The 12805-nt window shown below is 43.0% G+C and carries 12 protein-coding genes and 1 tRNA gene; 10 read left to right on the top strand and 3 right to left on the bottom strand.

From position 1 onward, the window contains the following. Positions 1 to 13 precede the first annotated feature (13 nt). Both N475_RS04710 and N475_RS04705 read left to right on the top strand, forming a co-directional pair. A complete protein-coding gene (locus N475_RS04710; RefSeq protein WP_063355425.1) occupies positions 14 to 832 on the top strand; it encodes a MipA/OmpV family protein in 819 nt (272 codons plus the stop codon). Further along, the gene (locus N475_RS04705) at positions 822 to 1214 is read left to right on the top strand and encodes a DUF3019 domain-containing protein (RefSeq protein ID WP_063355426.1); all 393 of its coding nucleotides are present in this window, start codon (positions 822 to 824) and stop codon (positions 1212 to 1214) included. Before N475_RS04710 ends, N475_RS04705 begins: the two co-directional genes overlap by 11 nt. A 57-nt stretch (positions 1215 to 1271) precedes the next feature. On the opposite strand, the gene N475_RS04700 is transcribed toward N475_RS04705, so the two are convergent. The 3 genes from N475_RS04700 to N475_RS04690 all read right to left on the bottom strand — a co-directional run bounded on the left by N475_RS04700 (position 1272) and on the right by N475_RS04690 (position 3349). After that, positions 1272 to 1778 (bottom strand): hypothetical protein, encoded by a 507-nt coding sequence (locus tag N475_RS04700; protein ID WP_063355427.1) that lies wholly within the window; start codon positions 1776 to 1778, stop codon positions 1272 to 1274. A gap of 65 nt (positions 1779 to 1843) precedes the next feature. Beyond that, positions 1844 to 2317, bottom strand: coding sequence for a globin family protein (locus N475_RS04695; RefSeq protein ID WP_063364758.1), 474 nt, complete (start codon positions 2315 to 2317; stop codon positions 1844 to 1846). Between the two features lie 246 nt (positions 2318 to 2563). Next, the gene (locus N475_RS04690) at positions 2564 to 3349 is read right to left on the bottom strand and encodes a delta-class carbonic anhydrase (protein WP_063355429.1); all 786 of its coding nucleotides are present in this window, start codon (positions 3347 to 3349) and stop codon (positions 2564 to 2566) included. Positions 3350 to 3552: 203 nt separating this feature from the next. On the opposite strand from N475_RS04690, the gene N475_RS04685 reads away from it, so the two are divergent. The 8 genes from N475_RS04685 (at position 3553) to pnp (ending at position 12780) form a co-directional block, all read left to right on the top strand. Then, positions 3553 to 3629 (top strand) — tRNA-Met (locus tag N475_RS04685). A gap of 259 nt (positions 3630 to 3888) precedes the next feature. Continuing rightward, on the top strand, positions 3889 to 4344 hold the full coding sequence (gene rimP / locus N475_RS04680) for a ribosome maturation factor RimP (RefSeq protein WP_063355430.1): 456 nt from the start codon (positions 3889 to 3891) through the stop codon (positions 4342 to 4344). A 39-nt stretch (positions 4345 to 4383) separates the two neighbouring features. Continuing rightward, positions 4384 to 5883, top strand: a complete 1500-nt coding sequence (gene nusA / locus N475_RS04675) for a transcription termination factor NusA (protein ID WP_063355431.1) — start codon at positions 4384 to 4386, stop codon at positions 5881 to 5883. Between the two features lie 26 nt (positions 5884 to 5909). Then, entirely contained in the window at positions 5910 to 8588 is a 2679-nt protein-coding gene (gene infB, locus N475_RS04670; protein WP_063364757.1) for a translation initiation factor IF-2, read from the top strand. Between the two features lie 107 nt (positions 8589 to 8695). After that, the gene (rbfA, locus tag N475_RS04665) at positions 8696 to 9100 is read left to right on the top strand and encodes a 30S ribosome-binding factor RbfA (protein WP_063355433.1); all 405 of its coding nucleotides are present in this window, start codon (positions 8696 to 8698) and stop codon (positions 9098 to 9100) included. Then, entirely contained in the window at positions 9100 to 10035 is a 936-nt protein-coding gene (gene truB, locus N475_RS04660) for a tRNA pseudouridine(55) synthase TruB (RefSeq protein WP_063355434.1), read from the top strand. The genes rbfA and truB overlap by 1 nt, the downstream gene beginning before the upstream one ends. Positions 10036 to 10138: 103 nt before the next feature. Beyond that, complete coding sequence (gene rpsO, locus N475_RS04655) at positions 10139 to 10408, top strand: 30S ribosomal protein S15 (protein ID WP_063355435.1); 270 nt, start codon at positions 10139 to 10141, stop codon at positions 10406 to 10408. Between the two features lie 242 nt (positions 10409 to 10650). Further along, entirely contained in the window at positions 10651 to 12780 is a 2130-nt protein-coding gene (gene pnp / locus N475_RS04650) for a polyribonucleotide nucleotidyltransferase (RefSeq protein WP_063355436.1), read from the top strand. Positions 12781 to 12805: the final 25 nt, after the last annotated feature.

The following is a 12805-nucleotide window of genomic DNA, read 5'->3' as shown; positions in this document are numbered from 1 at the left end:
AAGATAATAAACAATGAAAAGAATATCCTATTTAATCTTTGCTGCGTGTTTAGTCATCATGGGAAGAGCTCAAGCAGAGCCTTGGTATGATGAAGAAGATTTTGATTGGCAACTGAGCTTAGGTGCATTTTACGTTAATACAAAACTGCCTAAGCTGATTGGAGCGAAACATGAGTTTTCTTCTTTAGCCCCGCTTATCGATGCAAAACTGCAATATAAAAACTTTTACCTGAACACTCACTCCGGGGATTTTTTTGGTGGGTCCGATCTGGGCTACCAGTTAATTCAACGTGAGGGTTGGGGGCTTGATGTCATTTTTGGAAATTACCAAATTCCTTTCTCTGAAAATGGTTATTACTCCAATGATGATAAAGTAAAAGAATTAGAAGGCATCAGAAAGCGTAAAGTCGACCAATCTATTGGATTCGCTTACTACCAAAATATTGGTGAGTACTTAACTGTTGTAGAACTTGTATACGATGTGTTTGGTGAATCTGACGGGTGGGTTTTTCACGTTGAAGCCACTCGCAATTTTGAGCTAAGGAACTGGGATTTGTGGTTAAACTTTGGTGCCAACTACTATTCCCAAAACTTCAATGATTATTTTTATGGTGTAGACCCGTCAGAAGTCAACGATTACTTATATGGATTTACAGCAGGCGATGGCGCAACAGCCTTTGTGCAAACGCAATTAAACTACCCCATTGCTCAGGATTGGGTTTATAGCGCAGGCGCGTCGGTATTAGTTGGATCTGGGGGGGTCAAAAGTAGCCCACTTATAGAGTCCAATTATGCACGCGTCATCTTTACTGGAGTGAAATATGTATTTTAGACTCACTCAGGTAATGTTGATGTTCTTGATGTTGGTACCGTTTGGTTTATCAGCAAAAGAACAACGTAAGGGAATACTGAATGCGACACCTAGTAAATGTGTTGCGCTAAACCAAGGACGTACCTGCTATGCTGATGTGGTTTTTGAGATTTCAGCACCACAAGCGGGCGATTACTGCCTCAGAGAGAGTGAGTCTAAACGTATTATTCAGTGTTGGGCAAATACTGCAAACTTTGTTTATACACTGAACTTTGGTTCTGCAGAAAGTGTAAGTTATGAGCTTATTTCAAAAGCGCAGAGCGATACGCTGGCGGTAACAACAATTGAAGTCAACTGGGTGCACAAGGTCCGTGCAAAGAAACGACGCTGGAGACTATTCTAGCGATATTTATCGCGATAAGATGCTCTGCACTATGGCATGAGCATCTTGGCAAAAAAATTAGTTACATTGCTCAATCAAACCACGTAGATGCGTACCGATATCCTCTGTTTTGGTCTGGCCTTCTTCTAGTAACACACTAAATTGGCTTTGTAATTCCGCTAAATCATATGTTTCAAGCATAGTTTTTAGATAGGTAACGGTCTCAGCCCCCGCTTTGAGTAGCTCGGGAATTGTCTCTAAACTAATTTCCTGATCTCCTAAACTAGCTATTGAGTTCGCTAAATCAGCAACGCTTGCACTGTCTTGAAGTGCGCCTTCAACCTCAACGAGTGCGCCCATTGGATCACCATCTAACTTGCCAACAACACACCCAGCTAAAGACCCTGCTTCGGCACTTTTGCTCATTGCTTCTAAACCTTGCTCTCTAATTTGTTCGATAACTGCCTGTAGCTCTTGGTTTTCTGACAAATATTGTGCTTCAATTTGGGCCTTGGAGTCTTCAAATACATCACATCCAGCCGTTAATACAGCGCTAAGACCCATAATAATTGCGATACGTTTCATAAACTCACCTAAAATAACCTAATTTAGGGCCAGTCTAATGCTTCCTTTTTGGATTGTCACCTTGATTAGGAGCGATGCAATTGATGCTTTTGTCTAAACTGGTCGAGATAAACGACGTTCGTCATACCGAATAACTCTGACTTTAAAACATTGGCGACAATATGAAGTGCGCGTTTCCATGCGTTTCTTACAGCCAAAGTAAACTGCTTGCCTAAGTGCACTTTGAGTGTATCAAGAAAACAGTTACAAAGTACTTTAATATCGCACACTGAGGGGCGAAGGGCCTTGAACGATGATATATTTTCGACAATGTATTGGCATAACTCTTTTTGGTTGGCGATGCGTATCAAGCTTTGTTGAATGAATGCTCTGAGCTGATATTCAATAGCAAGAATTTGATGTTCCTCAGACGGTATCTGCATTGACATAGGATGCATATTCAAGCGGTGGTTTAAACTCACACAAAAGCAGTGAAAGTTTGGCTTTATAGTCGAAAATGACTGACTTAGCAGCTGATATTGATAAGGTGAAATACTCATAATCGCTCCAATACGATTAGAGCGGATCCGTGCTCAAGTTTAAATCAAATCTGTTTCGTCATAATCCTCAGTGGTACAACTAACAAAACGTAAAAAACTTGGGAAATTGTCTTTGTCTGGTTGCGTTAATAACATCGAAAAACCGAGACTGAGTTTCGAGTATAGGCTGGAATATTTTGCTATTGCAAACCAAACAATAAACATTTACTGCAGCGTCTAATAGACGCTGCTCTTATTTGGAGGGAATTAGTTTATCGGAGACAATAGCTTAGGGTCAGTTACTAGTTGTCTTACGCCATGCGCGTGATCTTCTTCAAATACGTTGTCCTCACACCATTTAGCAAGGCTATTGATGTCAATTTTTGCACAGGCGGGGCGAACGCTCCATGTAACTTGCAATGGTGAACACTGCTTATCGTTGTAGCTAGGGCCTGTTGTTGAGCCCAAAAACTCGACGGGTTTGCCTGTTGTATTGGGAATGTGTTTCGGTTGATGGTAACCGTTTTCCACGTTTCCATCATATGATAAATCATTGAAATCCAGTGCATCTTCGTCATTAACAACTAGGAATACCTGTGTTTCTACACGTAAATCTGGGTTTGCACATTGTGCATTTAAGCACGACCCGAGTCCTTTACCAGGTTTTACGTCACAGGAGCTATGGACCCAATGTACTTCAATGGTATCGCCAGGCTTCACATTCTTACAAACTTTTCCTTTTGGTGCTTTTAATTCAGCGGGTGTTAGATCAGCGGTTGCATTGCATTGATAACCGCCGTATTTACCGTCTCCTGCAAATACTGAGAAGTCCTTAGCTTTGTGTTCAGCGTTTTTGTGGAAGTGGATGTTGCACAAGTTCATTTGTGAAGATGGTGGTGCCAAACTAAATACTCTTTTATTTTCTCCGTAAAGGTTGTCAATATCACGGGGAGTTTGGGGTCCTGCACTGGCGCAAGTGTTGGCAAGCGCCGCACCACTAAATAGAACTGATGCAACCGAAGCCAATGTTAGCTGGACTGTCTTCTTTTTCATATAAACTTCTCCTGATTGTAAGAAAACTGAAGTATATATGGATCTGCATTGGGTACAAAGGCGCAATGTTAATGATTGTTAAAGTCTTTTTGGATGTTGCATTAGGTAAACTGAGGTTTTGTTTTTATCTAGTTTGAGGTTGCGTATTAATGGAACAATCTCTATAATACTCGCCAATTGAGCAGTGTAGCACTGCATATGGACGCGGGATGGAGCAGCCTGGTAGCTCGTCGGGCTCATAACCCGAAGGTCGTCGGTTCAAATCCGGCTCCCGCAACCAATGTAAGAAATCGCTGAATTTCTTAAGGTCGCGCATTCTTCGTAATGCGCGTTTTGCGTTTAAGCGCAAGCTTAATTTAGGCTGGTACAGCCCGCAACCAAGCTCGGCCTTTGGCCACACAGTTTGTTTTTGGTGTGACGCCCCGCTTGGTTCGGGGCGTTGTTGTGTCTGGTGCTAGATAATAGCAATTTAGGCCCAAGAGCGAGCAGCTGAATTGATGGGGCTATAAGCCCTTTTTTTGTTTGTATGGAGGTAATTTGTGTCAAAACTCGAGCAAGATTTAACCGTTATGCTAGAGCCGGCTGTTGAAGCCTGTGGTTATGAGCTGCGCGGTCTAGAGTTTGTACAAGCTGGACGTCATTCTACACTTAGGGTTTATATTGAACACGAAAATGGCATTAATGTTGATGATTGCGCGGAAGTGAGCCGTCAGGTGAGTGCTATTTTGGATGTAGAAGATCCCATTACAAATGAATATAACTTAGAAGTGTCTTCACCAGGTGTTGATAGACCATTATTCAAACAAGCTCATTATGAGGAAGCGCAAGGTGAAGAAGTACGTTTACGTACTAAGCTTCCACAAGATGGTCGCCGCAATTTTAAAGGTGACCTAGTAGCAGTTAATGGCGATATGATCACGCTAACAGTCGACGGGTTAGAGCACCACATTATGCTCAGCAATGTTGAGAGAGCTAACATCATCGCCAAATTTTAAGATTGAGTGCGAAGGACCAGGGCAAGCGAGGCAAAACCTATGGCAAAAGAGATCTTGTTGGTTGCAGAAGCTGTATCCAATGAAAAAGCAGTCCCAAGAGAGAAAATTTTTGAAGCGTTAGAGTTCGCACTGGCGACTGCAACAAAGAAAAAGCATGATGGCGAAATTGAAGTTCGTGTTTCTATCGATAGAAAAACAGGCGAATATGATACTTTCCGTCGTTGGCAGGTTGCTGAACCTTTAGAAGATGGTTCACTTGAAAACCCATATTCTGAAATTACCATTGAAGCTGCACAGGTTGAAGAACCAGATTTACAGCTTGGTGATTATGTAGAAGAACAAATTGAATCAATTCAATTTGACCGCATTACAACACAAATGGCAAAACAAGTAATCGTACAAAAGGTACGTGAAGCTGAAAGAGCACTAGTTGTTGATGCATATAAAGACCAAAAAGGTGAATTGGTTACTGGTGTAGTGAAAAAAGCTTCACGTGACACGGTAGTTATTGACTTAGGTAATAATGCTGAAGCGGTTATTTATCGCGAAGATATGTTACCACGCGAAAGCTTCAGACCTGGTGACCGTGTTCGTGGTTTATTGTATGAAGTTAAGCCTGAAGCGCGCGGTGCACAATTATTTGTGACACGTTCTAAGCCTGAGATGCTAATGGAACTGTTCAGAATCGAAGTGCCTGAAATTGGCGAAGAGATGATTGAACTAAGAGGTGCAGCTCGTGATCCGGGTTCTCGTGCAAAAATCGCGGTTAAGTCAAATGACAAGCGTATCGATCCAGTAGGTGCGTGTGTTGGTATGCGTGGTGCACGTGTACAGGCGGTTTCTACGGAATTAGGCGGAGAGCGCGTTGATATAGTATTATATGACGACAATCCTGCACAATTCGTTATCAATGCAATGGCACCTGCAGAGGTTGCATCAATTGTGATGGATGAAGATTCACGCACAATGGAAATTGCGGTAGAAGCTGACAACTTAGCTCAGGCTATCGGTCGTAACGGTCAAAATGTTCGATTGGCGAGTCAATTGACTGGCTGGGAATTAAACGTGATGACTGTTGAAGACATGGAGCGTAAAAACGCAGAAGAGTCTGACAAGCTAATTAGCTTATTCACCGATAACTTAGATATTGATGATGACTTTGCTCAGTTCCTGATCAATGAAGGTTTCTCAACGCTTGAAGAAGTTGCTTACGTACCAGTGGCGGAATTCTTAGAAATTCAAGGTCTTGATGAAGAGACTGTTGAAGAGCTGCGTAAGCGTGCCAAAGATGCACTAACGACAAAAGCGTTACGTGATGAAGAGACTTTAGAAGGTGCTGAACCTGCACAAGACTTACTAGACCTAGAAGGCTTAGACCGTCATTTAGCGTTTGTTATGGCAAGCAGAGGCGTAATTACCTTAGAAGATTTAGCAGAGCAAGGTATCGACGAATTAGTTGAGATCACTGAATTATCTGAACAGCAAGCGGGCGACTTTATTATGGCTGCACGTAATATTTGCTGGTTTAGTGAAGAGTAGTTTATTAACAGGAGGTAACGCATAATATGGCAGACGTGAGCATAGAGAAACTAGCCGAGAACATTGGTACAACTGTTGATAAATTACTACAGCAGTTAACAGATGCAGGGATCTCCAAAGCCAAAGGCGATCAGGTCAGTGAATCTGAAAAAGCCCAGTTACTTGATCATTTGAGCAAGCAACATGGTGGCACAGGTTCTGATGGTCCTGAACGTATGACTCTTCAGCGTAAAAGCAAGAGTACCCTAAGTGTTACTGGTTCTACTGGTAAAGCTAAATCGGTTCAGGTAGAAGTACGTAAAAAGCGCACTTACGTTAAAAAGAGCGCAATCGAGCAGCAAAAAGAGCAAGAACGCTTAGCTGCAGAGGAAGCTGCGCGCAAAGAAGCAGAATTGAAAGCTCAACAAGAAGCTGAGCAAAAAGCGAAAGAAGAAGCTGAACGCAACGCCCAACAGGAGGCAGAGCGAAAAGCCAAAGAGGAAGCTGAGCGCAAAGCTAAAGAAGAAGCCAAACGTAAAGCAGAAGCAGAACGTCAAGCGAAAGAACAGCAGAGTATAGAAGTGGATAGCGCCCAACAAGAGCAAGAGAAAATCGAAGCAGAACGTCTTCGTACAGAAGCAGAAGCAGCAGCCTTAAAGAAAGCTGAGGAAGAAGCAAATCGTCAAGCTGAAGAAGCTCGCCGTCTAGCAGAAGAAAATGAAGCACGTTGGAAAGCAGAAGAAGAAGAGCGTAAACGTCGCGAAGCTTCAGCTGACCACCACATGACGACGTCTACATTTGCACGTGAAGCTGAAGACGAGTCTGATGCACGTGAAGAAAAGAGTGCACGTCGCAAGAAGAAGAAAAAGCCACAGGCTAAAGAGGCGAATACTCAGCAGCCACGTGGTAAAAAAGGCAAGCTTAAAGCACCAACTTCACTTCAGCATGGCTTCCAAAAGCCAGCAGCAGAGGTTAAGCAAGAAGTGCGTATCAGTGAAACAATTACTGTATCAGAGCTTGCATCGCGCATGGCTGTGAAAGGTGCTGAAGTTGTTAAAACACTGATGAAGCTTGGCGAAATGGTAACTATCAACCAAGTTATTGACCAAGAGACTGCACAATATGTAGCAGAGGAAATGGGTCACAAGGTTATCATTGTTAAAGAAAATGAACTTGAAGAAAAAGTACTAAGTGATCGTGGTGACACTGAAAGTGTTGGTCCACGTGCGCCAGTTGTTACTGTAATGGGTCACGTTGACCATGGTAAGACGTCAACACTTGACTATATCCGTAAAGCGAAGGTTGCAGATGGTGAAGCCGGTGGTATTACACAGCACATTGGTGCTTACCACGTTGAAACTGACGGCAACATGATCACTTTCCTTGATACTCCTGGACACGCGGCATTTACATCGATGCGTGCTCGTGGTGCGAAAGCGACAGATATCGTAGTACTTGTGGTTGCAGCGGACGATGGTGTAATGCCTCAGACTAAAGAAGCTGTACAGCACGCTAAAGCAGCAGAAGTACCGCTTATTATCGCAGTAAACAAAATGGATAAAGAGGGTATTGACCCAGACCGCGTTAAAAATGAGCTAGCTCAACTGGATGTTATTCCAGAAGAGTGGGGCGGTGATACGCAGTTTGTTCATATTTCTGCGAAAACAGGCCTAGGTATTGATGACCTGCTTGAAGCTATCCTGATGCAAGCTGAGCTACTAGAGCTGACTGCACCAGAAAAAGGCATGGCGCAAGGTGTTGTTATTGAATCACGTCTAGATAAAGGCCGTGGTCCAGTTGCAACAGTACTTGTACAAGCTGGTACGCTAGAGCAAGGTAACATTGTACTTTGTGGTCTTGAGTACGGCCGTGTACGTGCGATGAGAGACGAAAATGGTAAAGAAATCACAGAAGCTGGTCCATCTATTCCAGTAGAGATCTTAGGTCTTTCTGGTGTACCTGCTGCTGGTGATGAAGCAACTGTAGTTAAAGACGAGCGTAAGGCACGTGAAGTTGCGTTATACCGTCAAGGTAAATTCCGTGAAGTGAAGCTTGCGCGTCAGCAAAAAGCGAAACTTGAGAACATGTTCACAAACATGACTGAAGGTGATATCTCTGAAGTTAATGTTGTTCTTAAAGCGGACGTACAAGGTTCAATTGAAGCGATTTCAGACTCGTTGACTAAACTATCTACTGATGAAGTTAAAGTTAAGATCGTAGGTAGTGGTGTTGGTGGTATCACTGAAACAGACGCTACACTTGCAGCTGCTTCAAACGCAATCATTGTAGGTTTCAACGTTCGTGCTGATGCATCTGCACGTAAAGTGATTGAAGCTGAAAACTTAGATCTTCGTTACTACAGCGTAATCTATGACTTGATTGAAGAAGTTAAACAAGCAATGGCAGGTATGCTTGCGCCAGAATTCAAGCAAGAGATTATTGGTCTTGCTGAAGTTCGTGACGTGTTTAAGTCACCTAAGATTGGTGCAGTAGCTGGTTGTATGGTTACAGAAGGTATCGTTAAACGTAGCGCACCAATCCGTGTACTTCGCGAGAACGTTGTAATCTACGAAGGTGAACTTGAGTCACTTCGTCGCTTTAAAGATGACGTTCAAGAAGTTCGTAACGGTATGGAATGTGGTATCGGTGTTAAGAACTACAATGACGTTAAAGTTGGCGATCAGATAGAGGTATTTGAAACTGTTGAAGTACAGCGTTCACTGTAAATTTAACAGGGTTTAAACCTTGAAATGGGGGCGATTGCCCCCATTTGTGTTTGTGTTTTTTAGATTTTTATAACATAAAAATCAATAGCTTATTAAAAGTGGTGACAATGAGAGAATTTTCTCGTACCGATAGAGTTGCACAGCAAATACAAAAAGAAATTGCTGTGATTTTACAGCGTGAGATAAAAGACCCGAGATTGGGCATGGTGACGGTATCGGCTGTTGAAGTGTCGCGTGACTTATCTTATGCGAAAGTTTTTGTTACTGTCCTGAGCAGTAAAAGTGAAGATGATACGAAACAGAATCTAGCTATATTGAATGATGCAACGGGCTATATACGCTCTTTGCTCGGTAAACGAATTCGTGCTCGTATTATGCCTGAGTTGAAATTTGTGCTAGATAATTCTTTGATGGAAGGTATGCGCATTTCAAACTTAGTTGATGAGGTGATCCGTACTGATAAAGAAAAGCGCGGTGATGATGCAAATTCAGTAGAGGATGGTGACGAGTAATGGCGCGTCGTAGTAAAGGCCGTCCAGTGGATGGCATTGTGCTATTACATAAGCCTCAAGGCATATCCTCTAATAAGGCTTTGCAACAAGCTAAAGGTATTTACTTCGCGCAGAAAGCTGGCCATACGGGCGCATTAGATCCTCTGGCTACAGGTATGTTACCTATATGCTTTGGTGAGGCGACCAAATTTACTCAATTTTTGTTAGATACCGATAAAACCTATGTTGTTCGAGCTCAGTTAGGCGAGAGGACAACCACCTCTGATTCAGATGGTGAGATTGTGGAAACTCGTCCTGTAGAGATTACTCAATCTCAGTTAGAACAAGCCGTAGATGCTTTCCACGGCGAATCGGATCAATACCCATCTATGTATTCGGCTCTGAAATATCAAGGTCAACCATTGTATAAGTATGCTCGAGAAGGCATTGAAGTGCCTCGTAAATGCAGAAAAATCAATGTATACAGTATTACCCTTGATGAATATGATACTGAATCACAACAAATTCAGATGACGGTCCATGTGTCAAAAGGTACATATATACGGACAATCGTTGACGATTTGGGCGAAAAGCTTGGCTGCGGTGCACATGTGATTATGCTTCATCGCAGTGAAGTGGGTCATTATCCATCTAGTAAGATGGTGACGATTGAAGAGTTGGAAGCGAAGTTACAGCAAGCTAAAGAAGAAGAGATCGAACCTTCTACTTACATCGATGAGCTATTGTTGCCGATGGACACCGCGCTAGTTGACTTACCAACGATTACTTTGACTAAAGAGCAAGGTGTTGCCTTTAGCCATGGCCAAACAGTTGTTGTCGGCGAAGTACCTGAAGGTGTTATTAAAGTGATGGCTGAAGATCACTTTATCGGCATAGGTGAACGTAATAAACATGGCCACCTAAAAGCCAAACGTGCATTATCAAGTGCACAATAGTTTTGTCAGCGGCGTTAATTACTGATACAATGCCGCCGCTTTGTCGCTTTGGCTGAATTAGTGATCGGCTGAAGCATTAAATTTATGTAATTTGGAGTTTATTATGTCACTAAGCAACAAAGAAAAAGCAGAAATCGTAGCTAAATTTGCACGTGTAGAAGGCGACACTGGTTCACCTGAAGTACAAGTAGCACTATTAACTGCTGATATCAACAAACTACAAGGCCACTTTGCTGACCACAAACACGATTTCCACTCTCGTCGCGGTCTACTACGTAAAGTTAGCCAACGCCGTAAACTTCTTGACTACCTTAAAGGTAAGAACGTTGAGCGTTACGCTGCGTTGATCAAAGAGCTTGGCCTACGTCGCTAAGAATTTGATGAATTGTTGGATTTTTATCCGACAATAAAAAAGGGGCGACTTCGCCCCTTTTTTTGTGCGTGTACTAGCAGTATACTTACCCTCGTTCTAGCATTGTGCTAGGCAAACGCCGATACTTCTGCCAATTGTAGTGCTTAAGTAGATCTATATGAGTACCAAGGTTTTTGGTTGTTCTATTTAAGACTGTAATTGGTTGTTGTTGGCGTTTTAATATATTTATTAAGGAATATTTTGTGCAAGCAATAATTAAAGAGTTCCAACTTGGTCAACATACAGTGACTCTGGAAACAGGTGCAATCGCTCGTCAGGCTGACGGTGCGGTTTTAGCAAGCATCGGTGACACATCAGTACTAGTGACTGTTGTTGGTAAGCGTGAAGCAGCGCCTGGTCAGGACTTCTTCCCTCTTACAGTTAACTACCAAGAAAAAATGTACGCAGCGGGTCGTATCCCAGGTGGTTTCTTGAAGCGTGAAGGTCGTCCTTCTGATTCAGAAACACTGACAGCGCGTCTAATTGACCGTCCAATTCGTCCACTATTCCCAGACGGTTTTGTGAATGAAGTTCAAGTTATCGCGACAGTGGTTTCATCAGACCCTGAAATTCAGCCTGATATGGTTGCGTTGATCGGTACTTCTGCAGCACTCGCAATTTCTGGTGTTCCATTCAATGGTCCTATCGGTGCAGCGCGTGTTGGTTACATCAATGGTCAATACGTACTAAACCCGACTGTAACGGAATTAGCTGAAAGTAAGCTAGACCTTGTGGTAGCAGGTACTGAAAATGCAGTACTAATGGTTGAGTCAGAAGCTGAAATCCTAACTGAAGAAGAAATGTTAGGCGCGGTTGTATATGGTCACGACCAGTCTCAAGCAATCATCAAAGCGATTGAAGAATTCAAAGCAGAAGCTGGCAAGCCTGATTGGGAGTGGACTGCTCCTGAGAAAAATGTTGCATTAGCTGACAAAGTTGCAGCAATTGCAGAGCAAAAAGTTGGCGATGCATACCGTATTACTGACAAAGTAGCGCGTAAAGACTCTCTTTCTGAAGCTAAAGCAGAAGTTTTAGAGAAGCTAACAGCTGAGCTTGCTGAAGGCGAAGAATTAGATGAGCAAGAAGTGGGTAAACTATTCAGCTCACTAGAGAAGAAAATTGTTCGTGGTCGCATCATCTCGGGCGAAAAGCGTATCGATGGTCGTGAACCAGACATGGTTCGTGCACTAGATGTAATGACAGGTGTACTTCCGCGTACTCACGGTTCAGCAATCTTCACTCGTGGTGAAACTCAGGCTCTAGTTACTGCAACTTTAGGTACTGAGCGTGACGCACAAATGATGGATGACTTAGTGGGTACTCACAAGCATCACTTTATGCTTCACTACAACTTCCCTCCGTTCTGTGTGGGTGAAACAGGCTTCATCGGTTCACCAAAGCGTCGTGAAATCGGCCACGGTAACCTAGCTAAGCGCGGTGTTCAAGCTGTAATGCCAAGCCTAGAAGAATTCCCATACTCAGTACGTGTTGTATCTGAAATTACTGAGTCAAACGGTTCATCTTCAATGGCATCTGTATGTGGTACTTCATTGGCACTAATGGATGCAGGTGTACCTGTTAAAGCATCTGTTGCGGGTATCGCGATGGGTCTAGTTAAAGAAGGCGAAGACTTCGTTGTTCTTTCAGACATTCTTGGTGATGAAGATCACTTAGGTGACATGGACTTTAAAGTAGCGGGTAGTAGCGCGGGTGTAACTGCACTTCAAATGGATATCAAGATTGAAGGTATCACTAAAGAAATCATGCAGATCGCACTACGCCAAGCTAAAGCTGCACGTATGCACATTCTTAGTGTAATGGACCAAGCAATTGCTGCGCCTTCACAAGAGCTATCTGAATTCGCGCCACGTATTTACACTATGAACATCCCACCGAAGAAGATTGCAGACGTAATCGGTAAAGGTGGTGCAACAATCCGTCAGCTAACTGAAGAAACTGACACAACTATCGAAATCGAAGATGACGGTACAGTTAAGATTGCTGCAACCAATGGTAACAGTGCAAAAGAAGCGATTTCACGCATCGAAGCACTGACAGCTGAACTAGAAGTGGGCACAATCTACAACGGTAAAGTTGCTCGCATCGTAGATTTTGGTGCATTTGTGAACGTACTTCCAGGCAAAGATGGCCTTGTTCACATTTCTCAAATCAGCAAAGAGCGCGTTAACAATGTTTCTGACCACCTTAAAGTTGGTCAAGAAGTTAAAGTTAAAGTACTTGAAGTTGACCGCCAAGGTCGTGTTCGCCTGAGCATCAAAGAAGCGCTAGAGCCTTCTGAGCCAGCGGCAGAGCAAGCACCTAAAGGTGAGTAATAATTTGTAAAGAAACAATATGTTT

The sequence above is a fragment of the Pseudoalteromonas luteoviolacea DSM 6061 genome (assembly GCF_001625655.1).
Taxonomy (GTDB): domain Bacteria; phylum Pseudomonadota; class Gammaproteobacteria; order Enterobacterales; family Alteromonadaceae; genus Pseudoalteromonas; species Pseudoalteromonas luteoviolacea.
This window is presented reverse-complemented; position numbering and strand designations above follow the sequence as displayed.